The 26273-nt window shown below is 67.7% G+C and carries 21 protein-coding genes and 1 pseudogene; 14 read left to right on the forward strand and 8 right to left on the reverse strand.

Features of this window, described 5'->3' with window-relative positions; all coding sequences use genetic code 11:
* Positions 1 to 58 precede the first annotated feature (58 nt).
* From AC1DHY_RS13175 to AC1DHY_RS13185, 3 genes are read left to right on the forward strand one after another with little or no spacing between them, the layout of a single operon-like run.
* Positions 59 to 1330: a thiamine pyrophosphate-dependent dehydrogenase E1 component subunit alpha gene (locus AC1DHY_RS13175; RefSeq protein ID WP_476878990.1), complete on the forward strand. Its 1272-nt coding sequence runs from the start codon at positions 59 to 61 to the stop codon at positions 1328 to 1330.
* Positions 1327 to 2307 (forward strand): alpha-ketoacid dehydrogenase subunit beta, encoded by a 981-nt coding sequence (locus AC1DHY_RS13180; RefSeq protein ID WP_476903746.1) that lies wholly within the window; start codon positions 1327 to 1329, stop codon positions 2305 to 2307. Before AC1DHY_RS13175 ends, AC1DHY_RS13180 begins: the two co-directional genes overlap by 4 nt.
* Positions 2308 to 2318: 11 nt before the next feature.
* Positions 2319 to 3857 carry a dihydrolipoamide acetyltransferase family protein gene (locus AC1DHY_RS13185; protein ID WP_476903747.1) on the forward strand — a complete coding sequence of 513 codons (1539 nt, stop codon included), beginning with the start codon at positions 2319 to 2321 and terminating at the stop codon, positions 3855 to 3857.
* A gap of 11 nt (positions 3858 to 3868) precedes the next feature.
* Here AC1DHY_RS13185 and AC1DHY_RS13190 read toward each other — a convergent pair whose 3' ends face one another.
* Positions 3869 to 4204: a hypothetical protein gene (locus AC1DHY_RS13190; protein WP_476879406.1), complete on the reverse strand. Its 336-nt coding sequence runs from the start codon at positions 4202 to 4204 to the stop codon at positions 3869 to 3871.
* 225 nt (positions 4205 to 4429) lie between these two features.
* Here AC1DHY_RS13190 and AC1DHY_RS13195 point away from each other — a divergent pair, with 225 nt between their 5' ends.
* On the forward strand, positions 4430 to 6031 hold the full coding sequence (locus tag AC1DHY_RS13195) for an AMP-binding protein (protein ID WP_476879407.1): 1602 nt from the start codon (positions 4430 to 4432) through the stop codon (positions 6029 to 6031).
* 33 nt (positions 6032 to 6064) lie between these two features.
* Here the strand turns inward: AC1DHY_RS13195 and AC1DHY_RS13200 are convergent, their stop codons facing one another.
* From AC1DHY_RS13200 to AC1DHY_RS13210, 3 genes are all read right to left on the reverse strand, one after another.
* The gene (locus tag AC1DHY_RS13200; protein ID WP_476879408.1) at positions 6065 to 6496 is read right to left on the reverse strand and encodes a universal stress protein; all 432 of its coding nucleotides are present in this window, start codon (positions 6494 to 6496) and stop codon (positions 6065 to 6067) included.
* 50 nt (positions 6497 to 6546) lie between these two features.
* Positions 6547 to 7839 carry an aminotransferase-like domain-containing protein gene (locus tag AC1DHY_RS13205; protein WP_476879409.1) on the reverse strand — a complete coding sequence of 431 codons (1293 nt, stop codon included), beginning with the start codon at positions 7837 to 7839 and terminating at the stop codon, positions 6547 to 6549.
* Between the two features lie 139 nt (positions 7840 to 7978).
* Complete coding sequence (locus AC1DHY_RS13210; RefSeq protein WP_476879410.1) at positions 7979 to 8542, reverse strand: NAD(P)H-dependent oxidoreductase; 564 nt, start codon at positions 8540 to 8542, stop codon at positions 7979 to 7981.
* A gap of 124 nt (positions 8543 to 8666) precedes the next feature.
* On the opposite strand from AC1DHY_RS13210, the gene AC1DHY_RS13215 reads away from it, so the two are divergent.
* The 6 genes and pseudogenes from AC1DHY_RS13215 (at position 8667) to AC1DHY_RS13240 (ending at position 16841) form a co-directional block, all read left to right on the forward strand.
* Complete coding sequence (locus tag AC1DHY_RS13215) at positions 8667 to 9296, forward strand: TetR/AcrR family transcriptional regulator (protein WP_476903748.1); 630 nt, start codon at positions 8667 to 8669, stop codon at positions 9294 to 9296.
* A gap of 363 nt (positions 9297 to 9659) precedes the next feature.
* Entirely contained in the window at positions 9660 to 10646 is a 987-nt protein-coding gene (locus tag AC1DHY_RS13220; protein ID WP_476879412.1) for an ABC transporter permease, read from the forward strand.
* Between the two features lie 2 nt (positions 10647 to 10648).
* Positions 10649 to 11647, forward strand: a complete 999-nt coding sequence (locus tag AC1DHY_RS13225; protein WP_476879413.1) for an ABC transporter permease — start codon at positions 10649 to 10651, stop codon at positions 11645 to 11647.
* Positions 11644 to 13860 (forward strand): ABC transporter ATP-binding protein, encoded by a 2217-nt coding sequence (locus AC1DHY_RS13230; RefSeq protein WP_476879414.1) that lies wholly within the window; start codon positions 11644 to 11646, stop codon positions 13858 to 13860. The genes AC1DHY_RS13225 and AC1DHY_RS13230 overlap by 4 nt, the downstream gene beginning before the upstream one ends.
* A gap of 53 nt (positions 13861 to 13913) precedes the next feature.
* Entirely contained in the window at positions 13914 to 15608 is a 1695-nt protein-coding gene (locus AC1DHY_RS13235; RefSeq protein WP_476903749.1) for an ABC transporter family substrate-binding protein, read from the forward strand.
* Between the two features lie 153 nt (positions 15609 to 15761).
* Positions 15762 to 16841, forward strand: a pseudogene (locus AC1DHY_RS13240) (Gfo/Idh/MocA family protein).
* A 148-nt stretch (positions 16842 to 16989) separates the two neighbouring features.
* Here AC1DHY_RS13240 and ald read toward each other — a convergent pair.
* Complete coding sequence (gene ald / locus AC1DHY_RS13245) at positions 16990 to 18108, reverse strand: alanine dehydrogenase (protein ID WP_476879756.1); 1119 nt, start codon at positions 18106 to 18108, stop codon at positions 16990 to 16992.
* A gap of 245 nt (positions 18109 to 18353) precedes the next feature.
* Here ald and AC1DHY_RS13250 point away from each other — a divergent pair, with 245 nt between their 5' ends.
* Entirely contained in the window at positions 18354 to 19574 is a 1221-nt protein-coding gene (locus AC1DHY_RS13250) for a PucR family transcriptional regulator (protein ID WP_476879755.1), read from the forward strand.
* Positions 19575 to 19601: 27 nt separating this feature from the next.
* On the opposite strand, the gene AC1DHY_RS13255 is transcribed toward AC1DHY_RS13250, so the two are convergent.
* From AC1DHY_RS13255 to ptsP, 3 genes are all read right to left on the reverse strand, one after another.
* On the reverse strand, positions 19602 to 19868 hold the full coding sequence (locus AC1DHY_RS13255) for a hypothetical protein (RefSeq protein ID WP_476879754.1): 267 nt from the start codon (positions 19866 to 19868) through the stop codon (positions 19602 to 19604).
* 77 nt (positions 19869 to 19945) lie between these two features.
* Positions 19946 to 20404, reverse strand: a complete 459-nt coding sequence (locus AC1DHY_RS13260) for a helix-turn-helix domain-containing protein (RefSeq protein WP_476879753.1) — start codon at positions 20402 to 20404, stop codon at positions 19946 to 19948.
* 41 nt (positions 20405 to 20445) lie between these two features.
* The gene (gene ptsP, locus AC1DHY_RS13265; protein ID WP_476903750.1) at positions 20446 to 22131 is read right to left on the reverse strand and encodes a phosphoenolpyruvate--protein phosphotransferase; all 1686 of its coding nucleotides are present in this window, start codon (positions 22129 to 22131) and stop codon (positions 20446 to 20448) included.
* A gap of 176 nt (positions 22132 to 22307) precedes the next feature.
* Between ptsP and AC1DHY_RS13270 the strand changes: the two genes are divergently transcribed.
* Genes AC1DHY_RS13270 through AC1DHY_RS13280 form a run of 3 tightly spaced genes read left to right on the forward strand, consistent with a single transcriptional unit; the run spans position 22308 to position 26212 of the window.
* On the forward strand, positions 22308 to 23036 hold the full coding sequence (locus AC1DHY_RS13270; RefSeq protein ID WP_476903751.1) for a TetR/AcrR family transcriptional regulator: 729 nt from the start codon (positions 22308 to 22310) through the stop codon (positions 23034 to 23036).
* Between the two features lie 60 nt (positions 23037 to 23096).
* Positions 23097 to 25064 (forward strand): PTS mannitol transporter subunit IICBA, encoded by a 1968-nt coding sequence (locus AC1DHY_RS13275; protein WP_476903752.1) that lies wholly within the window; start codon positions 23097 to 23099, stop codon positions 25062 to 25064.
* Complete coding sequence (locus tag AC1DHY_RS13280; RefSeq protein WP_476879750.1) at positions 25064 to 26212, forward strand: mannitol-1-phosphate 5-dehydrogenase; 1149 nt, start codon at positions 25064 to 25066, stop codon at positions 26210 to 26212. The genes AC1DHY_RS13275 and AC1DHY_RS13280 overlap by 1 nt, the downstream gene beginning before the upstream one ends.
* Positions 26213 to 26273: the final 61 nt, after the last annotated feature.

Below are 26273 nucleotides of genomic sequence, written 5' to 3' on the forward strand. Positions count from 1 at the left end.
ATCCGGCATATATCCCAGCTATTGCGACGCATGCGAGTGCGGCAGGCAAGGAGACGGTATGGGCGCCACACATCTGCCCGCTACCGAGTTCGATGGAACCGACGTGGACGACCAGCGCGAGGCGCAGGCCGAGGCTGTGCTGGGCGACCCGGACGTGCCGATGGTCCAGCTCCTGGGCCCGGACGGGACCCTCGGCTCCGATCCGGTGTTTTCCGAGTACGCAGCCCGCCTTGATGCCGGCAAACTCCGCGGTTTCTACGCCGATATGGCCAAGATCCGGCGGTTCGACGTCGAAGCCACCGCGCTGCAGCGGCAGGGCCAGCTGGCGCTCTGGGTGCCGCTGACCGGCCAGGAGGCGGCGCAGATCGGTTCCGGGCGGGCGAGCCAGCCGCAGGACTACATCTTCCCCACTTACCGGGAGCATGGGGTGGCGCTGACCCGCGACGTCGATCTCGCCGAGCTGCTCCGGCAATTCCGGGGTGTGTCCAACGGCGGCTGGAACCCCAAAGACACCAACTTCCATCTCTACACGCTGGTCCTCGCCGCGCAGACCCCGCACGCCGTCGGCTACGCCATGGGCATCCAGCGCGACCAGAAGCTGGCCGCAGCCAACGCGGCCGCCGGGGATGGTGCGCCGGCCGCGGCGGCACCCAAGGCCGCCGTTATGGTCTACTTCGGCGACGGCGCCAGCTCCGAGGGCGACGTCCACGAGTCCATGGTTTTCGCTTCCTCGTACAACGCCCCTGTTGTGTTCTTCTGCCAGAACAACCACTGGGCCATCTCCGTGCCCACAGCCGTGCAGACCCGCATTCCGCTCTCCAACCGCGCCAAGGGCTACGGCTTCCCGGGCATCCGGGTGGACGGCAACGACGTGATCGCCGTCCATGCCGTGACCGAATGGGCCCTGGAGCGCGCCCGCGAAGGCAAGAGCCCGGTGCTGATCGAGGCCTTCACCTACCGCGTCGGCGCCCACACCACGGCCGATGACCCCACGAAGTACCGCCCCTCGGAGGAAGAGGACAGCTGGCGCGCCAAGGACCCGCTGGAGCGCCTGGAAAAGTACCTTCGGGCCCAGGGCCTGGCCGATGACGCGTTCTTCGAACAGGTAAAGGCCGACGGCGACGAACTCGCAGCTTATGTGCGCCGGACCATCCATGACCTCGGAACCCCGGACATCCGGACGGCCTTCGCCAACACCTATGCCGAGGCCCACCCGCTGGTGGCCGAAGAGCTGGCGTGGTTCGAGGAATACAGTGCAGGTTTTGCCGATGAGACCGGCGCCCCCGGGCAGCAAGCAGCCGAGGCCGACACGGAGGGGGCGCAGCGATGACCACCATGACCATTGCCAAGGCCATCAACGAGGGCCTGCGCGCGACCCTGGCCAACAACCCCCGCACCCTGCTGATGGGCGAGGACATCGGCCCGCTGGGCGGCGTTTACCGGGTTACCGACGGACTCATCGGCGAATTCGGTGCAGACCGCGTGGTGGACACCCCGCTGGCCGAGTCTGGCATTATCGGTACCGCGATCGGCCTGGCGCTGAGCGGCTACCGGCCGGTCTGCGAGATCCAGTTCGACGGCTTTGTCTTCCCCGGCTTCAACCAGATCACCACCCAGCTGGCCAAGATGCACTCGCGCAGCAACGGCAACCTCACCGTCCCCGTGGTGATCCGCATCCCCTACGGCGGCGGCATCGGCTCGATCGAGCACCACTCGGAGTCGCCCGAGGCGCTCTTCGCCCACACCGCCGGGCTGCGAATCATCACCCCGTCCAACCCGCAGGACGCCTACTGGATGATCCAGCAGGCCGTCGACTGCCTGGACCCCGTGATCGTCTTCGAGCCGAAACGGCGGTACTGGCTCAAGGGCGACGTCGACACCGCCTCCCCCGGCCAGTCCGACGACCCGTTCAAGGCCCACGTGCTGCGGGCCGGGACTGAGGCGACCGTCGTGGCCTACGGCCCGCTGGTGCCCGTCGCCCTCGCGGCGGCCGCAGCCGCGGCCGAGGACGGCCACAGCGTCGAAGTCATCGACCTGCGCTCCATCTCGCCCATCGATTTCGACACCGTCACGGAGTCTGTCCGGAAGACGGGACGGCTGATCGTCGCCCACGAGGCACCCACGTTCGGAGGCATCGGCGGCGAGATCGCCGCCCGGGTCAGCGAACGTGCGTTCCACTCCCTGGAAGCCCCGGTCATCCGCGTCGGCGGCTTCCATATGCCGTACCCGGTCGCCAAAGTGGAGGAAGACTACCTGCCGGACATCGACCGCATCCTAGAGGCGCTGGACCGCGCCCTCGCCTACTGACGGGGATTTCCATGACCGTGAACAAGTTCAACCTTCCCGACGTCGGCGAGGGCCTCACCGAAGCCGAAATCGTGTCCTGGAAGGTCAAGGCTGGCGACACCGTGGCCGTCAATGACGTGCTGTGCGAGATCGAGACCGCCAAGTCCCTCGTCGAGTTGCCGTCCCCGTACGCCGGAAGGGTCGCCGAACTGCTGGTCGCCGAGGGTGTCACGGTGGACGTCGGCACGCCGATCATCAGTGTTTCCGACGACGCCGGTGCACCCGCCGCGCCGGTGCCCGCCGTCCAGCCCGCCGCTTCCGCCGCGCCCGCCGCGCCGGCGCCGGCCGCGCCCGCCGTCGAACCTGCGCCGATGTACGGAAAGCTGGAGGCTGACACCTCCGACGCCGGTGCCCCGCCTGCCGGCGGTCCGCTGGTCGGGTCCGGGCCCAAGGCCGACGCCGTCAAGCGGCGCCGCAGGATCTCCGCCGCAGCCCCAGCCCCGGCAGCCCCAGCGCCGGCCGCCGTCGAGCCCCGCGCTGTCGACGCCGTCGATGCACACGACATCCGCATCAGCCCGGAAGCATTCGCCCCGGCGGCCGCCCCGGCAGCCGTCCCGTCAGGCGCCGTTGACCCGCGACCGACGCTGGGCGGCGCCATCACCGGACTCGTGAGCCGCGTCCTGGCCAAGCCCCCGGTCCGCAAGATCGCCCGGGACCTCGGCATCGATCTGGCCGACGTGGTGCCCACCGGCGCCCGCGGCGAGGTCACGCGGGAGGACCTGGTGAGCTACCAGGCGCAGCGCGACGCCGAACTGGACCAGGCGGATTCGTTCTGGGGCAAGACCGGCCGCCCCCAGGAGCAGCGGATCGAGCGAATCCCGGTCAAGGGCGTCCGCAAGGCCACCGCCCGGGCCATGGTGGAGTCGGCGTTCGCCGCCCCGCACGTAAGCATCTTTGTCGACGTCGACGCGAGCCGCACCATGGAGTTCGTTAAGCGGCTCAAGGCCTCCCGCGATTTCGAGGGCATCAAGGTCTCGCCCCTGCTGATCCTTGCGAAGGCTGTTATCTGGGCGGCGGCGCGCAACCCGAGCGTCAACGCGAGTTGGGTGGATGCCGCAGACGGCAGCGACTCGGCCGAGATCCACGTCAAGCACTTTATGAACCTCGGCATCGCCGCCGCGACGCCGCGCGGCCTGATGGTGCCGAACATCAAGAACGCGCAGGACCTCTCGCTGAAGGAACTCGCGCTCGCTCTCAACCAGCTGGCCACCACCGCGCGGGCCGGGAAGACCCAGCCTGCGCAGATGAAGGGCGGCACACTCACGGTCACCAACATTGGGGCCCTGGGCATCGACACCGGCACGCCGATCATCAATCCCGGCGAAGTGGCCATCGTGGCGTTCGGGACTATCAAGCAGAAGCCCTGGGTGCTGGATGGCGAGGTGATCCCGCGCTGGATCACCACCCTTGGCGGCTCGTTCGACCACCGCGTGGTGGACGGGGACCTCTCGGCCCGCTTTATGGCCGACGTCGCCTCCATCCTGGAAGAACCAGCACTGCTGCTCGACTGACGCCGGCGCTCTTAGCCGGAATACGCCGCGAGCAGGGTGGCCATGCCGGGGCTGCCGCCCAGCCCGGCAGCCACGATGGCCGCGACGAACACCAGGCCGGCCAGGCCGAAGCTGACTGCCGTCACTCCGGTGAGGAACTTCCAGTCCTCGCGCAGGATGCTCCGGACCGTGTCCGGCATCCGCAGAGTGGGGGAGATCAGGTTGGGGGCGCTGTCGACGGATCCGTCGTCGAGGTAGGCCACCACCCGGCCGGCGGCGCGGTCCACCCGCATGGTGCTGATGTGGTTTCCGTGCCGGGCCAGCAAAATGTCGTGCCCGACCAGCTGGCGGCGTTGAAGGATTGGCAAGGGCTCTCCCGGGATTAGGGCGGGTAGGACTGTCCGCGCCATCGGGGGCACTCCCCATTTTACCGCCGCGCCGTGGCCCGGACGGGCCCAAAACCGGTGAGGCTGCCCACCCCGGGGCGTGACGGGGGTCAAATCGGGGGCAACCCTGTCCCGAACCGGCAGGGCGGCACTAGAGTTGCACCAGCCGCCGCCGAGCCGGCGAACGCCGATCAAAGGAGATGTTGCGTGTTCTCGAGCCCGTTCCCCGCCGTTGAGATTCCCAATGTCAGCCTCTACGACTACCTCTTCGGCGGTCTGGCGGAGGAGGACCTGGACCGCGTCGCCGTCGTGGACGGAGCCAGCGGTGCGGAAACAAGCTACCGTGTCCTCCGGGACCGGGTGGACGCGCTGGCCGGAGCCGTGGCCGCCCAGGGGCTGGGCATCAACGGCGTGGCCGCTGTTCTTTGCCCGAACATTCCGGCCTTCACCGTGGTCTTCCACGGCCTCCTCCGGTCCGGAGCCACCGTCACCACGGTCAACTCGCTGTACACCGCCGATGAGATCGAAAAACAGCTCACCGACGCCGGAGCCAGCTGGCTGTTCACCATCTCGGCCCTGCTGCCCGCCGCCAGCGAGGCCGCCGGCCGGGTCGGCATCCCCGCCAGCCGCCTGGTGGTGCTCGACGGCGCCGAGGGCCACCCGTCGCTTGCGGACTTGCTGGCCAGCGGCGCGCCCGCGCCGGACATCAACTTCGATCCGGCCACCCACATCGCCGTCCTGCCCTACTCCTCCGGAACCACCGGCCGGCCCAAGGGTGTCATGCTGAGCCACCGGAACCTTATGGCCAATGTGGAGCAATCCCGCGGGCTGCTCCGGGTCAGTCCGGATGACCGCCTCCTGGCCCTGCTGCCGTTCTTCCACATCTACGGGCTCACGGTGCTCCTGAACCTGGCCCTGAGGGAACGCGCCCGGCTGGTCACCATGCCCAAGTTTGATCTGGCGGAGTTCCTCCGGATAGTCCAGGACCACCGGTGCAGCTACCTCTTTATTGCCCCGCCGGTGGCGGTCGCGTTGTCCAAGCACCCTTTAGTGGCCGATTACGACCTCAGCTCGGTCCACACCACGCTCTCCGGCGCCGCGCCGCTGGACGGCGAACTGGGGACGCGGCTGGCTGAACGGCTCGGCTGCCGGGTGCTCCAGGGCTACGGGATGACCGAGATGAGTCCCGTTTCGCACCTCATTCCGGTCGATGCCACGGACGTGCCCGTCAGTTCCGTGGGGTACACGGTGCCCAACATGGAGTGCCGGCTCATCGACCCGGCCACCGGCGGCGAGATCGAGGTACCGGCCGAGGGGACAAGCGACCCCGGCCACTTGCTGTGCCGCGGGCCCAACATAATGCTGGGCTACCTGAACAGGCCCGAGGAAACGGCAGACACCCTCGATTCCGACGGCTACCTGCACACCGGCGACATCGCCACTGTCCGGGCAGACGGGGTGGTGACGATCGTGGACCGGCTCAAAGAGCTCATCAAATACAAGGGCTACCAAATCGCCCCCGCCGAACTTGAGGCCCTCCTGCTCACGCACCCGGGCATTGCCGACGCGGCGGTGATCGGAACCCTCGACGCCGACGGCCAGGAAGTGCCGATGGCCTTTGTGGTGCGCCAGCCTTCGCCCGACGGCGAGCACCTGGACGAGGCGGCAGTGGAGGAATTCGTGGCTGCAAGGGTGGCGCCGTTCAAAAAGATCCGGCGTGTCGAGTTCATCGATGCCGTGCCCAAGTCGGCCTCCGGGAAGATCCTGCGCCGGATGCTTAAAACGGCAGAGCCGGCGCCGCAGCCCTAGGGCCGCGGCGCCGGCTCTCCGGCCGGTCCCTTCCTAGTCGGAAGTGTCGGTCTTGGCGATGTAGACGTCGCAGGGGGCGTTGTGGGCCACGCTGTTCGCAACGCTGCCCAGGACTCGGCCCAGGCCGCGCATCCGGCGGTTACCGACCACGATCATCCGGGCGCCGGCACGCTCGGCCTCCTGGATCAGGGCTTCCGCCGGCTTGCCGCGGGCGGCGGTGTAGGTGACCTTGATGTCGTCTGACCGCAGCGTTGCGGCGACGCCCTTGGCGACCTTTTCCGCCTCATCGGCGTCAGAGACAATAAAACGGTCGCTGCCGCTGCCGAACACCTCGGTCCGGTCACTGTCGAAGGCGCTGACCACATGCAGAGTGGCGCCCAGCGACACCGCCAGGTCACGGGCCGAGTGGGCGGCCTTGAGGGCAGTTTCACTGCCATCGACGCCGACAACGATGATTCCGGTCATTAAGGGTCTCCTCTGGTCAAGCACGGTTCAGGGCACAACAATGATTCAGGCTACAACGCCTCGATGGCTTCCCGCAGCACCGGCGCCAGGCGGCGGACGCCTTCCTCGATGGCATCCGGCGGCACCGCACTGAAGGCGAGCCGGAGTTTGTTGGACGGCTCGTCCGAGTGCGCGAAAGCCGCCCCGGGGATGAAGACGACGCCGGCATCGATGGCCTTCTGCAGGAGCGGATAGGTGTCGACCCCCTCCGGCAGCGTCACCCACACGAAGAAGCCACCCTCCGGCCGGGTCCAGCTAAGGCCCTCGGGCATGTGCTTCGCCAGGGCCGCCAGCATGGCCTCGCACCGCTCCTGGTACAGGCCGCGGTAGGTGGCGATCTGGCCGCGCCAGTCGTAGTCGCGCAGGTAGGCGGAGACGAGCATCTGGTTCAGCGTGGGCGGGCAGAGGGTGACGGCCTCGGAGGCGAGGTAGTAGCGGCGCTGCAGGTGCGCCGGAACCAGGGCCCAACCGATCCGGAGGCCCGGGGCGAAGATCTTGGAGAACGAACCCATGTAGATGACGTCATCAGGGTTCTCGGCCCGCAGGGGCGTCAGCGGCTGCCCGTCGAAGCGCAACAGACCGTACGGGTTGTCCTCGAGCACCAGAATATTCGCATTGCGGCATATGTCGACCACCTGCTGGCGGCGCTCGGCCGAGAGGGTGATGCCGGACGGGTTGTTGAAGCTCGGAATGGTGTAGAGGAACTTGATGTTCTTGCCGGCCGTCTGCAGGGCCGCGATCTTGGCCTCGAGCAGCTCCGGAATGATTCCGTCGCCGTCCATCGGGACCGTGCCCACCTCCACCTGGTAGGCCTCGAAGGTGTTCAGCGCGCCCACATAGGTGGGATCCTCGACCAGGACGACGTCGCCCGGGTTGCAGAAGACCTTTGTGGCCACGTCCTGCGCGGACTGCGAACCGGCAGTGATGATGACGTTCTCGGGCTTGGCGTCCAGGATCCCCTCGGCCGCCATCACCTCGCAGATCTGGGTGCGGAGCTCCTCGGTACCCTGGCCGCCGCCGTACTGCAGTGCCGTCATGCCCTGCTCGGCGATGATCTTCGCCGCGGACTGCCCAAGCCGCTCCAAGGGGAGTGACTGGAGGTAGGGACTGCCGCCGGCGAGGGACACGAGGCCCGGGCGCAGGGAGATGTCGAAGACGTCCCGGACGGCCGACTGCTTGATATTTGCTGCGCGCTCCGAGAAGAGACTCTCGTGGCGGTGGGCGGACGTAGCCGCACGTTCGATTGCGTCAATTGCCTCGGCCGGAAGGAACTCTGCGGCGGCATCAAGTGTTTCGTGGGTCACAATTCCAAGGATACAGGCCCGCGTTGTCACAGGGAAAACTTTTGTTCACAAAATCACGCCACGGCGGCCCCGCCGGGCCCTGACGTAGGACGCCCCCGGGAGCGAAGGCTGCCGGGGGCGTCCGGAGGGGCGGCTGCTGCTAGGCCGCTTCGGTGCTGCGCGCGTCAGCAAGGGCATCGAAAACGCCCTTGATCTGCTCGACAACCTCGGCGTCGTCCTTCGGGTGGACCTCGGCGAAGCGGACCATCGAGCCGGGAACGGCGAGCTTGACGTCCTCGAGGACGCGGGCGCCGGCGATGCCGACGGCCTTGCGGGCCTCATCCTGGGCCCAGACGCCGCCGTACTGGCCGAAGGCGGTGCCCACGACGGCGGTGGGCTTGCCACTCAGGGCGCCGGCGCCGAAGGGGCGGGAGAGCCAGTCGATGGCGTTCTTCAGCGGCGCGGGGACGGTGCCGTTGTATTCCGGGGTGACCAGGAGCAGGGCGTCAGCCTCGTGGGCGGCGGCACGCAGCGCCGCGGCAGCGGCCGGGACCTGGCCCTCGACGTCGATGTCCTCGTTGTAGAACGGGATGTTGCCCAGGCTCTCGTGGATAACAACCTCCACCTGCTCGGGGGCGTTGAGCTGGATCGCTTCGGCGAGCTGGGCGTTGGTGGAGCCGGCGCGCAGGCTGCCGACCAGGGTGAGGACGGTGTTGGTGGTCATGGGGACTCCTTGTATCGGGCCGCGCAGGTTCGGCGGCTTGATGGTCGCGGAGGCTTTTGGGGCCTTCACTCATGCTAAACGGACTGCGGTCCGGTTAATATTCCCCGGGGCTAGAATTGGCCCTGTGAGCCTCATCCCGATCCGCCCCGGCATCCCCGCGGCCCGCCCCGGCAACGGCGGCGCCGCCGAGTCCGAACGCCGGGACGCTGCCCGCAACCGCGAATTGCTGCTCCGGGCCGCCCGGGAGCTCATAGAGGAACACGGCGCGGACGGCCTCACGATGGCGTCCCTGGCCGGACGCGCCGGGGTGGGCAAGGGCACCGTCTTCCGGCGGTTCGGCAGCCGGGCAGGGCTCATGATGACGCTGCTCAGCGACGCGGAGGCGCAGTTCCAGAGCCGGTTCATGTTCGGGCCGCCGCCGCTGGGGCCGGGCGCGCCGGCGCTGGAGCGGCTCGTTGCCTCCGGGGCCGAGCGCGTGGGCTGGGTGCTGGAGTTCGGCGAACTGGCCCGCGCCGCCGATGTCTCTGCCTACAACCGGTTTGATGTTCCGGCCGCGGTGCTCTGGCGCCGGCACCTGGAGATGCTGCTGCGCGGCGCGGGCGTGACGGCGGACCCCTGGCTGATGGCCGGGGCCCTCAGCGTGACCCTCGAACCCGAGCGAATCCTGCACTCGGTCCGGGTGCACGGGGTGGCCCCGGACCGGCTGGTTGAGTCCTGGCGGGAGCTGGTCTCCCGGGTGGTCAGCGGCGCGTAGGCTAACCGATCTTCGCGGGCACTGCCAAGTCAAATCAATCCAAGTGAGTTATTCATAACGATCTGGTAGTGGGCATACCGTTTCGCCCTCTTTGGCGCGCCTCCACGCAATTCCTATGTGGTAGTTTCCTCTGGAATGTGACCCGCAACATAGCCCCACCGGGCTGGCCGGAAGGCGTGCGGGCGGCCAGGCACCCGCTGGCCAAGATCCTGGATCGGCAGCGGACACCCCCTGCCGCATGGGGGGACAACGGAAGGATCCATGCTGTGAATCTTGTAATGACACCGGCTCCCGGCCAGGCAGGTCCAGCCCTTCCGGCGGCGCCCGGCACCATGCAGGCACCGGCGATCCTGAACTAGTCCCATGCTCCGATACCTAGCCAAGCGTGCCGTCACGTACGCGTTCATGATCTTCTTGACCACCAGCGCCGGGTACTTCCTGGCGGTCACCAGCCTCAAGCCGGCGCTGCTGGAGCAGGAAAAAATCCCGCGTCCGACGCCGGAACAGGTTGCCAACTCCTTCCGGCTCAAGGGCCTGGACCCGGCGCAGAGCCCCTGGGAGCGGTACGTTGACTGGCTCACCGGCATCGTCACGCGCTGGGACTGGGGACGCAGCCCCAACGGCGCCTTTGTGAATGCCGAGTTCGGCGACCGGGTCTGGATCTCCACCCGGCTGTTCCTCGCCTCGATCGTCCTGACCCTGATCATCGGCGTCGCCCTGGGCGTCTACACCGCGGCCCGCCAGTACAAGTTCTCCGACCGGGCCATCACCTCCTACAGCTACCTCGTTTACATCGTGCCCGCGCCGATCGCGTACTTCCTGGTCCAGCTCGGCGCCATCAACATCAACGAGACCGTCGGCGAACGCATCTTCTTCGTCACCGGCATCTCGACGCCCGGGATGGACGGTGACGGCTGGGCGCAATTCATCGACATGCTCGCCCACTACGCCGTGCCGACCTTCGCCATCACAATCGTGGGCTGGGGCGCGTACCAGATCGCGCAGCGGCAGTACCTGCTGGATAACGTCAACGCCGACTTCGTCCGCACCGCCCGCGCCAAGGGCCTGACCCGGAACCAGGCCATCACCCGGCACGCGCTCCGCGTGTCCTTTATCCCGGTGGCGCAGAGCATCGCCTTCACCATCCCGGCCATCTTCGCCGGCGGCTTCTTCGCCGAGAAGATCTTCGCCTGGCACGGCGTCGGCTCCTGGAGCATCGATGCGATCTCCCTACAGGATGTCAACGCCGCGACGGCCACCCTGGCGTACGGCTCCGTGATCTTCGCGATCGGCGCCATCCTCGCCGACTTCGCCACCACCCTTGTCGACCCGAGAGTGCGGGTGCAGTAGCCATGACAAACCTGAACGCCATCGATCCGGCCGCCGTCGCCGAAGAAGCAAAGATCGAGAAAAACGACGTCGTGATCGCGAAGTCGACGATCATCGTGCGGCGCTTCCTCCGGAACAAAACGGCCGTCACCGGCCTGGTGATCTTCCTGCTGCTGACCGTGCTGTCCCTGATCGGCGGACTCTTCTCGAGCTGGGACAAGGAGACCATCGACCCGTTCGCCATCGGCATGGGCCCCTCCTCGGACCACCTCCTGGGCACCTCGCAGGCCGGCATCGACCTCTACGCGCTGACGGTGGAAGGCACCCGGGTCTCGATCCTGATCGGCCTCGTCGTCGGCCTGGTCTCGGTGCTGATCGCCGCGGTCTACGGCTGCACCATGGCCTACTTCGGCGGCAAGGTGGACAAGGTCATGCTGTTCATCCTCGAAGCCCTCATCATGATGCCGGCCCTCCTGGTGGTGGCCGTGGCCACCAGCGGCGGCGGCAACGGGCTGCAGCAGAACCTGCCCAGCTGGCTGCTGCTGATCATCGTCCTGCTGATCTTCAACTGGATGGGCACCGCCCGCCTGATCCGCTCGCTTTCCATGTCCCTGATGCAGCGCGACTTCGTCAAAGCCGCCCAGTACATGGGCATACCGCCGCGGCGCATCGTCTGGCGGCACCTGGTGCCGAACATCGGCTCGCTGCTGGTCCTGGACATCACCCGCGGAGTGACCGGTGCGATCCTCGCCGAGGTGGCCTTCTCCTTCATCGGCATCGGCATCAAGGTTCCGGACGTCAGCCTGGGCGTGCTGATCGGCCAGGCCACGTCCCAGGTCTCCACGTTCCCGTGGATGTTCTGGGTGCCGCTGACCGTCATGTTCCTGCTGACCGGTTCCCTCGCCATGATGAACGACGGCCTGCGGGACGCGTTCGACCCCAGCTCCAGTTCGATCGGCAGCGCCAAGAAGAAGAATGCCGCCCGGAAGAGCACCGACAGCGTAAAGAAGATGACCTCATGAGCTCCGACACCACCGCCACCGACCTGAGCACCGCGGAGCGGCTGCACGTTGCCGGACTGCACGCCCCGGCGGGCGCCGTGCTCTCCGTCCGCGACCTCAACGTCCGGTTCAATACCGAGAACGGCGTGGTCCACGCCGTCCGGGGCATTGACTTCGACCTGATGCCGGGCAAGACCCTGGGTATCGTGGGCGAATCCGGCTCGGGTAAGTCCGTCACCTCCATGGCCATCATGGGCCTCCTGCCGGAGACCGCGCAGGTCACCGGCTCCGTCCGGCTCAAAGGCACCGAACTGCTGGGCCTCAGCGACAAGGCCATGTGCCGGTTCCGCGGCAACGACATCGCCATGGTCTTCCAGGACCCGCTGTCCTCGCTGACCCCGGTCTACACCGTGGGCAACCAGATCATCGAGGCCCTCACGGTGCACAACCCCACCATGAGCAAGCAGGCGAAGGAGGCGCGCGCCGTCGAACTCCTGGCCATGGTGGGGATCCCCAGCCCCAAGGACCGGCTCAAGGCGTTCCCGCACGAATTCTCCGGCGGCATGCGCCAGCGCGTGATGATCGCCATCGCGATCGCCAACAACCCCCGCGTGCTCATCGCCGATGAGCCGACGACGGCGCTGGACGTCACCATCCAGGCGCAGGTCCTGGAGGTGCTGCACACGGCGCAGGAGGAGACCGGCGCCGCCGTCGTAATGATCACGCACGACCTCGGCGTGGTGGCGGGTATGGCCGACGACATCATGGTGATGTACGCCGGGAAACCGGTGGAGACCGGCAGCGTCGACGACATCTATTACAACGCCAGGATGCCCTACACCATGGGCCTGCTGGGCGCCGTGCCCCGGGTGGACGTGGCCGAGAAGTCCTCGCTGGTGCCCATCGAGGGCATCCCGCCGAACCTCATCCACGCGCCGACCGGTTGCTCCTTCGCCCCTCGCTGCCCGCTGGCCAGCGAAGCCTGCCTGGAAGGCGAACCCGAGCTCTGGCCCGTCAGCGGCACCGGCGGCGGAACCCTGGATCACAAGGCCGCGTGCATCAAGACCGGGTCGCTCGGCGGGGACATGGATGTCCACGAGATCTTCCACGCCCCCGAGGTGCCGGTGTCCCGGTTCGACGCCGTCCCGCGCGCCGAACGCAAGGCGGTCCTGGAGCTCAAGGACGTCAAGAAGCACTTCCCGCTGATGAAGGGCGCGCTGCTCAAGCGCCGCATCGGCACGGTCAAGGCAGTCGACGGGCTGAGTTTCGACATCCGGGAAGGCGAGTGCTTCTCCATCGTCGGCGAGTCCGGCTGCGGCAAGACCACCACACTGCTGGAAATCATGGAATTCCACCGCGACCAGGACGGCGAGGTGACCATCGGCGGGCTCAGCAACAAAGCCGCCTCCGACGCCCGGACCAAGGCCGCCATGCGCAAGGAACTCCAGATGGTGTTCCAGGACCCCACCGGTGCCCTGGACCCGCGCTTCACCGTCTACGAGGTGCTGGCCGAACCGCTCGAGAACTCCGGGATGGCCAAGCCGGCCGTCCGGAAACGGATCATGGAGCTGATGGAGCTCGTGGGCCTGCAGCCGGACCACGTCAACCGCTTCCCGAACCAGTTCTCCGGCGGACAGCGCCAGCGCATCGGCATTGCCCGGGCCCTGGCCGTCAACCCGAAACTGGTGGTCCTCGACGAGCCGGTGTCCGCGCTGGACGTCTCGGTCCAGGCCGGCGTTATCAACCTGTTGGACAAGCTCCGTGCCGAACTCGGCCTGAGCTACCTCATGGTGGCCCACGACCTCTCGGTGGTACGCCACATCTCCAACCGCGTGGCCGTGATGTACCTGGGCAAAATCGTGGAGATCGGGGACGTGGACAGCGTCTTCGACAACCCGCGCCACCCCTACACCCGCGCCCTCCTCTCCGCGATTCCGGTCCCGGACCCTCAGCTGGAGCGCACCCGCGAACGCATCATCCTGGAGGGCGACCTGCCCTCGCCGCTGGATGCCCCCAAGGGCTGCAACTTCGCCACCCGCTGCCCCGTCTTTGCCGCACTTCCCGCCGCCAAGCAGGAAAAGTGCCTCACCCTGGAGCCGCCGCTGGAAACGGCAACGGCCTCCGCTTCCCGGCCCGACGTTCCGCCGTCGGCCCCCACAGACCAGCAATTCGCCTGTTTCTATCCGGACGGCGAACTGGACGCGGACATGTTGGTTGTCCACGAGTCCCTCTGACGCACCAAACCGCACCTGCATCACTACTCGCACCAAAAATGAAGGGGATCATTATGAAGAATCTGACCAAGATCGGCGGGGTGGCTGCCGTAGTGGCAGCCCTCGCGCTGACCGGCTGCGGCGGAGGCGGCGCGACCACGACCGCTGAAAGTGCCAAGGCACAGGATGCCTCCGGCGACATCAGCAAGCTCATCAGCGTCAACGCCAAAAAGGCCGACGAGCTGAAGCAGGGCGGCACCGTGACGCTGCCGGTCGGTAACATCGGCCCGGACTTCAACGGCTTCTCCAACGCGGGCAACTCGGCAGACAACACCGAGCTGCACTACCCGATCGATGAGGCCGGCTACGTTGGCTGCTGGAAGCTCGACTTCGACGGCACCGCCAACCTGAACAAGAACTTCTGCGAGGACTTCAAGAGCGAAGTCAAGGATGGCAAGCAGACCATCACCATCAAGATCAACCCGAAGGCGATGTACAACGATGGCACCCCCATCAACGCCGCCACCTTCGTGAACACCTGGAAGATGCTCAACGGCAAGAACAAGGACATCGACATCGTCTCGTCCGGCGCCTACGAGTTCATCGACTCCGTCAAGGCCGGCAGCAGCGACAAGGAAGTCGTTGTCACCACCACCCAGCCGGTCTACCCGCTGAGTGACATCTTCGGCGGTTTCATCCCGCAGACCGTCAACACCCCGGAAATCTTCAACACCGGCTTCTCCGGCCAGCTGCACCCCGAGTGGATGGCAGGCCCGTTCAAGGTGGACAAGTTCGACTCCGCCGCCAAGACCGTCACCATGGTCCCGAACGACAAGTGGTGGGGCGAAAAGCCGGTCCTCGACAAGGTGGTCTTCCGCCAGCTTGAGGCCAGCGCCGAGATCGCCGCCTTCAAGAACGGTGAAATCGATATGGCCGACGGCCGTACCCTCACCAAGTACAAGCAGCTTGAGGGCTCCAAAAACTCCGAGGTCCGCCGCGGTCAGCGTCTCTTCGCCGGCGGCCTGAACCTCAACGCCCTGAAGGCTCCGCTGACCGACGTCGCCGTCCGCAAGGCGATCTTCACCGCAGTGGACCGTCCGGCCATCCGCGCCGTGCGCTTCGGCGGCCTGAACTGGCAGGAGGAGAGCTCGGGATCCATGATGCTGATGCCGTTCTCCAAGTACTACCAGGACAACTACCCGGTCAAGGATATCGGCGCGGACGCTGCCAAGAAGGTCCTGACGGACGCCGGTTACGCCCCCAACGCCAAGGGCGTCATGGAAAAGGGCGGCAAGGTCGTCTCCTTCAAGATCACCAACTTCGGTGACGATCCCACCTCCCTGGCCACCGTGCAGACCCTGCAGAAGCAGCTCCAGGCTGCCGGCATGGAGATCGGCATCGACCAGCGCGGCGACGCCGACTTCGGCAAGGTCGTGGGCAGCCGCGACTTCCAGCTGACCATCAGCGGCTACACCGTCGGTTCTGACGCCACCTCCGGCGTCAAGCAGTTCTACGATTCCAAGACCAACGAAAACCAGCTCGGCGACGCCGAACTGGACAAGGCCATCAAGGACCTCGCCTCCATCCAGGACGATGCCCAGCGCAACAAGGCGGCCATGGACGTTGAGAAGAAGCACATGGAGAAGTACTTCTCCATGGGCGTCATTATGAACGGCCCGCAGATCTACTTCGCCCGCACCGGCCTTGCCAACTACGGCGCGTCGCTGTTCCAGACCCCGGACTGGAGCGTCGTCGGCTGGCAGAAGTAAGCCCCAGCCTGGTTCGGCCCTAGCGGCCGCCCGTCGAGGCCGGCACCCCCTGGATCCTGTCCGGGAGGTGCCGGCCTCCGCCGTTGAGCCGCCGGCCTTGGTCACGCCGCCGGCGACTCCGCGGCCGCCGGCGCCGGGGGTAGCGTGGGTGCCATGACTTCCGCTTCCGCCACCCCCGGCACCGCCCCGATCCGCACCGCCATCGCCGGCTTCGGCCTGTCCGGCAGCGTGTTCCACGCGCCGTTCATCGCTGCCAACCCCGCCTACTCCCTGGACCTGATTTCCACGTCCGACGCCGGCAGGAAGGCCGCGGCGGCCGCGGCGTAGCCGGCCGCCGGGATCGTTGACACCCCGGCCGGAATCCTTGAGCGCGCCGACGGGCTGGACCTGCTGGTGCTGGGAACCCCGCCGGCCACGCACTACCCGCTGGCCAAGGCCGCGCTCGAGGCGGGCCTCGACGTCGTCGTTGATAAGCCGTTCGCGGTCCGCAGCGCCGAGGGCCGGGAGCTCATGGAGCTCGCCGCGCAGCGCGGCAGGGTGCTCACGGTCTTCCAGAACAGGCGCTGGGACGGGGACTTCCTGACGGTCAAGGCCCTGCTGGACAGCGGCGCCCTGGGCCCGGTGACGCGGTTCGAATCACGCTTTGAACGCTGGGCGCCGGACGTGACGAAGGCCTGGAAGGCCGCAGCCACCGCCAACGACGGGGGCGGGGTGCTGTTTGATCTGGGCACCCACCTGATGGACCAGGCGCTGCAGCTGTTCGGCCCCGCCACAGTGACCCACGCGGAGCTGGCTGCCCGCCGGCCGGGGGAGCGGGCCGACGACGACGTGTTCATCGCGCTGCGGCACCACAGCGGGGTGGTGAGCCACCTGTGGATGAACCTGATGTGCGCCCAGCAGGGTCCGCGGTACCGGCTGCTGGGCGCGGACGGCGGCTTCACCAAGCACGGCATCGACCCGCAGGAGCCGTACATCCTGGCCGGCGGCAGCCCGCTCGATGCCGGCTACGGGGTGGAGGACAGCGCCTGGGCGGGGCTGCTGGGCCGTGACGGCCACCTGGACCGGCTGCCCACCGAACGGGGCGCGTACCCGGAGTTCTACCGGATCCTGGCGGAGAAGATCAACGACGGCGGGGCAGGCTCCCCGCTTCCGCTCCCGGTGGATCCCGCGGGACCGCTGGAGGTCCTCCGGCTGATCGAGCAGGCACGGGAACTGGCGACGCAGAGGGCTTAACGTTGAACGGCAGCCATCCAGAAAGCGTGCGTCAAAGCGACGAAGTGGGCCCACGCCGTTCGGGTTCCCTGGCCGAGCTTGCGAGGCGAGGGGAGCGGCGGGGAGCAGCACGCGTTGGATGACTGCCGTTCAAACGGCTGACTGATCCTTATGCGGAGACCAGGGCGTGCCAGTCGGCGACGAGGGGCAGGTTGTGCGCCTCGGAGACGGAGCGGTGCGCCACCTGGCCGGCGGCGATGTTCAGGCCCGCGGCCAGGGCGGCGTCGCGTTCGAACGCGGCCTTGACGCCCAGGTTGGCCAGCGCCACCGCGTAGCGCAGGGTCACGTTGGTCAGGGCGTACGTGGAGGTGTTCGGGACGGCACCCGGCATGTTGGCCACGCAGTAGAAGATCGTGTTGTGGACCTTGTACGTCGGTTCCTGGTGCGTGGTGGGGTGGGTGTCCTCGAAGCAGCCACCCTGGTCCACGGCGATGTCGACCAGCACGGAGCCCGGCTTCATGCGGGACACGAGCTCGTTGGTGACCAGCTTCGGTGCCTTGGCGCCGGGGATCAGCACGGAGCCGATGACGAGGTCGGCGTCCACGACCGACTTTTCGATCTCGTAGGCGTTGGAGGCCACGGTCTTCAGGCGGCCCTGGTACTGGGCGTCGAGTTCGCGGAGGCGGTTGATGTTGATGTCCAGGATGGTGACGTCGGCACCGAGGCCCAGGGCCATGGCGGCGGCGTTGGTGCCGGCCACACCGGCGCCCAGCACAACCACCTTGGCCGGACGGACGCCCGGGACGCCGCCCAGCAGCACACCCTTGCCACCGGCGGGAGCCATCAGCGAGGTGGCGCCGACCTGGACGGAGAGGCGGCCGGCCACCTCGGACATCGGGGCCAGCAGCGGCAGCGCACGGCCTTCCTGGACGGTCTCGTAGGCGATGGCGGTGACGCCGGAATTGATGAGTTCCTGCGTCAGTTCCGGCTCGGCGGCCAGGTGCAGGTAGGTGAAGAGGATCAGGCCCTTGCGGAAGCGGTGGTACTCGGCCTTCACCGGCTCCTTGACCTTCATGACCATGTCCGCGCGGGACCACACGTCATCCGCTTCGGCGACGATCTCGGCGCCTGCGATGGCGTATTCCTCGTCGGTGATGCCGGAGCCCAGGCCTGCGCCGCGCTCCACCAGGACAGTGTGGCCGTGGTGGCGGAATTCGTGCACGCCGGCAGCGGTGATGGCGACGCGGAATTCGTTGTTCTTGATCTCTTTGGGGACACCGATGATCATTTTTCAGCTCCAGGGATGGCGGCCGATTTGGGCCTGGTGTGCGGGGGAAGTCGTGATTCCAGAATAGATCCGGCTGTGAGGCAGGCGACAGGACCCGAGAGGCCGCCGCCGGCCCAGCCCCCGTGTTTCCGGGGTCCAGCGAAATCATGGTTCGACATTTGTCGAGCACCGGAGCGTCAGGTGTCGCCTGCTGTCCGTCGGGGTTCCGCTCGCGGCCGCGCCCCGCGGGGCAGTAGTGTGGCAGCATGCAGCAGCAGGACGTGGAGCAGCTCGTCGAGCGCGTGGCCCTCAGGCTGGGCCGCGGGCTCTCTCTCGAAGACCTCGACGGCGTCCTCCTTGCCTACAGCTCCAACCAGTCCCACGCCGACCGGGTCCGGGTGAACTTCCTGCTCAGCAAGCGCGTGGCCGCCGACGTCAGCGCCTGGCAGCTCTCCCACGGGATCGCGACGGCGGTGCGGCCGGTGGTGGTCCCCGCCAACGCCGAGCTGGGAATGCTCGGCCGCGTCTGCGTCCCGCTGTTGGTCCGCGGCTTCCGGGTGGGGTACCTCTGGGTCCAGCTCGACGCCGAAGAACCCACCGCCGGCTCCGTGCTCGCCCGCCTCCCCGAGGCCGCGCAGGAGCTCGAACAGCTCTCGGCCCTGCTGCTGGACTCCAACACCGCCGAATCCGAATTCCGCCGCCGGCGCGAACAGGAGTTCCTGGCTGCCTGCCGGGGCGAGGCCAACGCCGTCGCGGCCGTCGGGGGCTGGAAGGAAGTGCAGGGCCGCGGGCCGTGGCAGCTGGTCACCGTCCTGGATGCCGACGGCTGGGCCGAGGGGTCGGACCCGATCGCGGCGACGCTGATCCACCGGTCCTCCGCGCTGCAGGCCACCATCGGCGTGGATGCCGCGTTGTTCAGCGCCGGCACAGAGACGCACGCCGTGGTGCTGTTCAAGGAATCCACGGGCCGGGCCGACCACGCGCAGGTGCTGGTCCACTACCAGCTGGAACTGGCCAAACGGGCAGGACGCCCCGTCCGCCGGATCATTCTCGGCACGTCGGAGGGCTTCTCCCGGCCCCGGGAACTGGCCGAAGCGTACCGGCAGTCCCGGCAGGCCGCGCAGGCCGCGGCCGTGGATCCGCAGCTGGGCGAACTGGTGGACTGCCGAGCCACGGGGCCCTACCAGCTGCTGGCCTCCGCCGGTGGGGGCGCCGGCGCGTGGGCGGATGCGGGATCGGTGTATTTCCGGATGCTGGAGGACCATGACCGGAACGGGGAGCTGCTGCCGGTACTGGAGCTGTTCTATGACAACGACGGGTCGGTCCAGGAGGTGGCGGCCAAACTGCACCTGCACCGGAGCAGTATCTACAACCGGCTGGCCAGGATCCGCCAGCTGCTCGGTGTCGACCCGCTCAAGGGAATGGTGCGGCTGGAACTGCACGCGGCGCTGAAGGCGCGGCGCTGGGCGGCCCGGCCGAGGATCTAGTTCGGCCGGGGACCCGGTCCGGTGGGGCTACTGCTGTTCGTCGCGGAGTGCGCGGTCGGGTGCGCGGTCCGGCTCCCGGCCCGGTTCGAGGCCACGGTCCCCGCCAGGGTTTCCCGCCGCGTCCCGCTTGCGCCGGGAGAGCCGGCTCTCGGTCCACAGGGCGACGGCCACGAACGCCACGCAGGAGGACATAAAGGCTGCGGTGTTGTTCAGCCCCATGACGGTTCCGAGGATGCCGGTGAGCACCATGGCGGCGATGCCGGCCAGGATGTGCCACCCTCTGAACTTATCCACAATTCAAGCGTAACCCCGGCCTCCGCCGCGTTTCCGCGCCCGGCCGGGATCGTTGTTTGATCCTTATCACGCCGCCGCTAGGCATCGGCGGTGGCGCCGTCTCTGCCGTCGGCGGGCTCGCCGCCGCCGGACGCCGGCGCTGCGTTCGCAGCTGCATTCTCCGCGGCGGTTTTCTTCTTCTGGGTCTCGAGCCACGCCATGATGTCGGCCAGCCGGATGCGCCGGTGCGTGCCGCGGTACTCCACCGGGATCTCGCCCCGGTCGGTCATGTTGCGCAGGTAGGTGTGCGAGATCCCGGCCAACTCGGCGGCCTTGGAGGTGGTCAGCATCTCCTCAACGCTGCTGACGGTGACCGACTCACCCCGGCTGAAGCGGCCCAGCAGGTCAACGACGGCGTCCCGCGCGGCCGGCGGCAGGCGGTGGACGGTGCCATCGACGAACACTGTGACGTCGTTGCTGCCGCTGAGCGCGTACTGGAGCTTGTGTGCGTCGTCAGCCGGCAGGCCGGCCGTCACCCGGGGAGCAATCAGTGTCATGGACTGCATCCTAGCGCCCCGGGTCGCGGCAACGGCTCCGGTTACAGGCCCAGTTCCTCCAGGACGGGCAGCTTGGCCCGCACCCAGGAGCGGGCGTCCGCGGCGCTGGGCGCGGAGAGGGCCAGTTTGGCCAGCTCCTGCGCCTCGGCGAGGCTGACCGTCTTGAGTACGGCGGCGACGGCGGCGATAGACCGCGCGGTCATGGACAGGGTGGTGACCCCCAGTCCGGTCAGTACGACGGCGAGGGCAGGGTCCGCCGCAGCCTCACCGCACACGCCGACCGGCTTGCTGTGGCCTTCCGCAGCGGAGCCTTCGACCGTGAGGCCCACCAGGCGAAGCACGGCAGGCTGCCACGGGGTGTTCAGCCCGGCGAGCGGGCCGAGCTGCCGGTCCGCGGCCATGGCGTACTGGGTGAGGTCGTTGGTGCCCAGGCTCGCGAAACCCACTTCCCGCAGGATGGCCTCCGCCGTCAGGGCCGCGGAGGGCACCTCCACCATCACGCCGGGGGTCTGAATCCCGGCGTCGGCGCACATCGAGGCGAAGCGTGCGGCTTCCTCCGCGGTGGAAATCATCGGGGCCATCACCCAGACGTCCGCGTCGGACTCCTGCTGGGCGCGGGCGATGGCCTGCAGCTGGCGCTCCAGGACGCCGGGAGTGGTGAAATCGGTCCGGTAGCCGCGGACGCCCAGTGCAGGGTTGGGCTCGGTGGCGTCGGTGAGGAACGGGAGGGGCTTGTCCGCGCCGGCGTCGAGGGTGCGGAGCACCACCTTCTTGCCGGGGAAGGCGTCGAAGACACCCTTGTAGGCTGCGGCCTGTTCCTCGACGGAGGGTTCGGTGTCCCGTTCGAGGAAGCAGAATTCGGTCCGGAACAGCCCCACACCCTGGGCGTTGAGTCCGGCCGCGGCCACGGCATCCTTGGCTCCGCCGACGTTGGCCAGCAGCGGCACAAGGTGGCCGTCCGCCGTCGTGCCGGTACCGTCAAATTCCTCGAGCAGGGAGGCGGTGGCGGCCCACTGTTCGGCCGCGGCGCGCTGGGAGTCGTCCGGCTCTGCGGTGACGGTGCCGGCGGCGCCGTCGACGTAGACCTCCGTGCCGTCCGGAACGGTGTCCACGCCGGCCGCGGCGACGACGGCGGGCAGGCCCAGCGAGCGGGCGATGATGGCGGTGTGGGACTGCGGGCCGCCGCCGGCGGTGAGCAGGGCTAATACCTTCGCGGGGTCGAGCGTTGCCGTGTCCGCCGGGGCGAGGTCCTCGGCTACGAGGATGAAGGGGGTGGGGGAGGACGGGATGCCCGGGGCCGGCACGCCGCGCAGTGCTGCGACGATCCGTGCCCGCACGTCCAGGACGTCGGTGGCCCGTTCGGCCATGTACCCGCCGAGGTTGTGCAGCATTTCCGAGACGGAGGCGCCGGCCTCCCAGATGGCGCGCTGGTTGGAGGTGCCGCGGCCGATGAGTTTGGCGGCGGATTTCAGGAGCATGGTGTCCGTGGCCATCAGTGCCGTGGCCTCCAGCACCGCCTTGCCGTCCCCGCTGACCGTCTCGGACCGGGCCTTGAGCTCGTCGTGCACAGTTTTCGCTGCGGCTTTCAGTGCCGCCGTCGCGTCCTCCGCCGAGACGCCCTCAGGGAGCTGTTCGCCGGCCGGCGGTTCGCTGACCGGTTTCGGCATCTGGCGGATGGTGCCGATGATCCGGCCGGGGCTGACGCCTACTCCTTGGAAGTTCTGCACTGAAAGTCCTCATTCTCTGCCGTGAGCCAGTAAGTCAGTCCAGGTGCCGCCACTGAACCGCTAGATCCTAGATTTCCTGCGGCTGGCCACTACGTCAACCGGCTAATTGCGGTACCTGAAAAAAGTGTATGTGATGCACTTCATATAGCGTTGCTATAGGTGCTAGGGTAGCGGTTATGAGTATCGATGGCCAGCTACCGCCCAAAACCCGGTTGCTGCGTGCAGCTGCCGGATTGCTGGCCAAGTCCGGGGGAGCGGCGGTCTCGACCCGCCAGATCACGCAGCTGGCCGGGGTCACCGCACCCACGCTCTATCACCACTTCGGTGACAAAGAGGGACTGTTCGACGCCGTCGTCGCCGCCGGTTTTGAGGAATATGTTGCCGGCGAACGCGATTTTGCCCCGTCCGGCCAGCCGCTCGTGGACATCCGGCGAATGTGGGACCAGCACGTCCAGTTCGGGCTCAAGCAGCCGGAACTGTACCTCGTGATGTTCGGCAATATCCGTCCTGAAAGCCGCCCCGCCGTCGTCGCCGACGCCGAGGCGCTGATGGAGGAGATGCTGAACAAGGCCGCCGTCGCCGGTCAGCTCAACGTCCCGCCCCGGGAGGCCGCCCGCAGCATCCTGGCAGCCAACGTCGGCGTGACGCTCATGCTGATCACGGAAAAGGCGCCGGACCGGAACCTCGAACTCTCCAGCATGACCCGCGATGCGATGATCTTCGCCGTTTCCACGGAGGAGGCGCGGGCCGCCGGTCCCGAAGACCCCGGCAAGTCCCCGGTGGTGGTGGCGGCCATCGCCCTGAATGCGGCGCTGCAGGCCTCGCACTCGGACCAGCTCTCCAGCTCCGAACTCAAGCTCTTTCTCGAATGGCTCCACCGGATCTCCACCAGCGCCACCAGCTAGCTCGTCGAAAAAATATCGGACAATCCTGCGGTGCAGCAGGAATCACGGTTAGGAAATCACATGGCAACAGAGACAGTTGCGACACCCCGGACCAGCATGCGGGTAGGTGTGCAGAAATTTGGCACTTTCCTGTCCGGAATGATCATGCCCAACATCGGTGCCTTTATCGCCTGGGGCATCATTACCGCCTTCTTCATCCCGGCGGGCTTCACCCCGAACACCGAGCTCGCCAAACTGGTGGGCCCGATGATCACCTACCTGCTGCCGCTCCTCATCGGCTACACCGGCGGCCGGATGGTCTACGGCGTCCGCGGCGGTGTGGTCGGCGCGGCCGCCACCATGGGCGTGATCGTCGGCACGGACATTCCGATGTTCATCGGCGCCATGATCATGGGCCCGCTCACGGCCTGGATCATGAAGAAGATCGAAAGCCTCTGGGAGAACAAGGTCAAGCCCGGCTTCGAAATGCTGATCGATAACTTCACCGCCGGCATCGTGGCCGCCATCATGGCCATCTTCGGCATGCTGGTGATCGGCCCGGTAGTGAAGGCCTTCAGCAACGGCGCCAGCGCCGTCGTCGAATTCCTGGTCCACAACGGCCTGCTGCCGTTCACCAGCATCTTCATCGAACCCGCGAAGGTCCTGTTCCTGAACAACGCCGTCAACCACGGCATCCTGACCCCGCTGGGCACTGAACAGGCGCTCGCCCAGGGCAAGTCCATCCTCTTCCTGCTGGAAGCCAATCCCGGCCCGGGCCTGGGCATCCTGCTCGCCTACATGGTCTTTGGCAAGGGCATGGCCAAGGCATCCGCCCCCGGTGCGGCCCTGATCCAGTTCGTCGGCGGCATCCACGAGATCTACTTCCCGTTCGTCCTGATGAAGCCGATCATCATCCTCGCCGCCATCGGCGGCGGTATGACCGGTATCTTCACCCTCGTCCTGACCGGCGCCGGCCTGCGTTCCCCGGCCGCCCCGGGCAGCATCCTCGCCGTGTTCGCCGCGACCCCGGCGGACAGCCTCCTGGGCGTGGCCCTGTCCGTGCTCCTGGCCGCCACCGTGTCCTTCCTGATCGCCTCGGTGATCCTGAAGACCAGCAAGGCCCCGGCCGAGGACGACCTCGGCGCAGCCACCACCCGGATGGAAAGCATGAAGGGCAAAAAGAGCTCCGTGTCCTCCGCCCTGGCGGGTGCCGGTGCGGGTGGCGTCGCGGTGCTGGCCGGGCCGGTCAAGAACATCGTGTTCGCGTGCGACGCCGGCATGGGCTCCAGCGCCATGGGCGCCTCGGTGCTGCGGAACAAGATCAAGGCGGCCGGCTACCCGGACGTGAAGGTCACCAACTCCGCAATCGCGAACCTCAGCGACACGTACGACGTCGTCATCACCCACCAGGACCTGACCGAGCGGGCCAAGCCCGCGACGTCCAGCGCCGTGCACGTCTCCGTGGACAACTTCATGAACTCGCCGAAATACGACGAGATCGTGGAACTGGTCAAGAGCAGCAACGCGCCGGCCGACGCGTCCGGCGTGGGCGAGGGTACGGGGGCTGGTACGGCTGCGGCCCCTGCGGCTCCCGAGGCCGTCACCGGCGCCGCGCCGTCCGACATCCTGGTGGCCGAAAGCGTGGTCCTCAGCGGCACGGCGACCACCCGGGACGCCGCGATCGACGAGGCGGGACGGCTGCTGCTGGACCGCGGAGCCGTCGACACCGGCTACCTGGCCGCCATGCACGAGCGCGAGGAATCCGTCTCGACCTACATGGGCAGCTACCTCGCGATCCCGCACGGCACCAACGCCGCCAAGGACCACATCATGAAGTCCGCGGTATCGGTCATCCGCTACCCGAACGGCATTGACTGGAACGGCAAGGAGGTCAAGTTCGTGGTCGGCGTCGCCGGCATCAACAACGAGCACCTCCAGATCCTCTCCTCGATCGCCAAGGTCTTCACCAACAAGGCACAGGTCGCGCAGCTGGAGGCGGCCACCACCGTCGACGAAGTGCTCGACCTGTTCGGAAAGGTCAATTCCTAGTGAAGGCTGTTCATTTCGGAGCCGGAAACATCGGCCGCGGATTCGTAGGGCTGCTGCTGCACGAGGCCGGGTATGAGGTGGTGTTCGCCGACGTCGCGGACGCCCTGATCACCCAGCTCGCCGCGGCGGACAGCTACCAGGTCCACGAGGTGGGGGACAGTCCCGCCGAGCGGACCGTGGACAACTTCCGCGCGCTGAATTCCGGTACACAGGAGGCCGACGTCGTGGCTGAAATCGCGACGGCGGACATCGTCACCACCGCGGTGGGCCCGCACATCCTGAAGTTCGTGGCGCCGGTGATCGCCCGGGGGATTGCGGCCCGGGCGGCCGGGCTGGCGCCGCTCCAGGTGATGGCCTGCGAGAACGCCATCAACGCGACGGACCTGCTGAAGACCGAAATCGCCGCCCAGTGGGATCCGGCCGCCGGCTCCCTGGACGGGGCCGCCGTGTTCGCGAACACGGCGGTGGACCGGATTGTGCCCAACCAGGAGCCCGGCCAGGGCCTGGACGTCACGGTGGAGACGTTCTACGAGTGGGTGATCGACCGGACGCCGTTCGCGGGCAAGGAGCCGGTCATCCCGGGGGCGACCTTCGTGGAAGACCTCGCGCCGTACATCGAACGGAAGCTCTTTACGGTCAACACCGGGCACGCCTCGGCCGCCTACTTCGGGTTCGAGGCGGGACTGGGCAAGATCTCCGAGGCCATGGCCGACCAGGACGTTGCCGCGGACGTGCGCGCCGTACTGGACGAGACCAAGGAACTCCTGGTGTCCAAGCACGGGTTCAACCGCGAGGAGCAGGAGGCCTACGTCCAGAAGATCCTCGGCCGCTTCTCCAACCCGCACCTCCCGGACACCGTGAACCGGGTAGGGCGTGCGCCGCTGCGCAAGCTCAGCCGGCACGAGCGCTTCATCGGCCCCGCGGCGGAGCTTGCCGAACGCGGAATCGTCCCCGAGGCGCTGCTCGGCGCGATTGCCGCCGCGCTGCGGTTCAACGATCCCGCCGATGCGGAGGCCGTTGAGCTGGCGCAGATCCTGAACTCCTCCGCCCCGGAGGACGCCACCACCAAGATCACGGGCCTGGCCGCCGAGCACCCGCTGTTCCCGGCCGTCCGTGCCCTCGTCGAGGAGGCCCAGGCCGCCGTCTAGCGGCAACCTCCCCGGCCGCACCTGCTGCACCAGAACAACAAACCCTCCCCCACCTGACGGT

The sequence above is a fragment of the Arthrobacter sp. 05L44 genome (assembly GCF_056397605.1).

What these genes read in the sequence shown, in the direction of transcription:
- AC1DHY_RS13210 (WP_476879410.1), bottom strand. Translation starts at nt 8,542, where the DNA reads ATGACCACCAACACCGTCCTCACCCTGGTCGGCAGCCTGCGCGCCGGC.
- ald (WP_476879756.1), bottom strand. Translation starts at nt 18,108, where the DNA reads ATGATCATCGGTGTCCCCAAAGAGATCAAGAACAACGAATTCCGCGTC.
- AC1DHY_RS13260 (WP_476879753.1), bottom strand. Translation starts at nt 20,404, where the DNA reads ATGACACTGATTGCTCCCCGGGTGACGGCCGGCCTGCCGGCTGACGAC.
- AC1DHY_RS13200 (WP_476879408.1), bottom strand. Translation starts at nt 6,496, where the DNA reads ATGACCGGAATCATCGTTGTCGGCGTCGATGGCAGTGAAACTGCCCTC.
- AC1DHY_RS13220 (WP_476879412.1), top strand. Translation starts at nt 9,660, where the DNA reads ATGCTCCGATACCTAGCCAAGCGTGCCGTCACGTACGCGTTCATGATC.
- AC1DHY_RS13225 (WP_476879413.1), top strand. Translation starts at nt 10,649, where the DNA reads ATGACAAACCTGAACGCCATCGATCCGGCCGCCGTCGCCGAAGAAGCA.
- AC1DHY_RS13275 (WP_476903752.1), top strand. Translation starts at nt 23,097, where the DNA reads ATGGCAACAGAGACAGTTGCGACACCCCGGACCAGCATGCGGGTAGGT.
- AC1DHY_RS13250 (WP_476879755.1), top strand. Translation starts at nt 18,354, where the DNA reads ATGCAGCAGCAGGACGTGGAGCAGCTCGTCGAGCGCGTGGCCCTCAGG.
- AC1DHY_RS13230 (WP_476879414.1), top strand. Translation starts at nt 11,644, where the DNA reads ATGAGCTCCGACACCACCGCCACCGACCTGAGCACCGCGGAGCGGCTG.
- AC1DHY_RS13185 (WP_476903747.1), top strand. Translation starts at nt 2,319, where the DNA reads ATGACCGTGAACAAGTTCAACCTTCCCGACGTCGGCGAGGGCCTCACC.
- AC1DHY_RS13235 (WP_476903749.1), top strand. Translation starts at nt 13,914, where the DNA reads ATGAAGAATCTGACCAAGATCGGCGGGGTGGCTGCCGTAGTGGCAGCC.
- AC1DHY_RS13180 (WP_476903746.1), top strand. Translation starts at nt 1,327, where the DNA reads ATGACCACCATGACCATTGCCAAGGCCATCAACGAGGGCCTGCGCGCG.
- AC1DHY_RS13175 (WP_476878990.1), top strand. Translation starts at nt 59, where the DNA reads ATGGGCGCCACACATCTGCCCGCTACCGAGTTCGATGGAACCGACGTG.
- AC1DHY_RS13270 (WP_476903751.1), top strand. Translation starts at nt 22,308, where the DNA reads ATGAGTATCGATGGCCAGCTACCGCCCAAAACCCGGTTGCTGCGTGCA.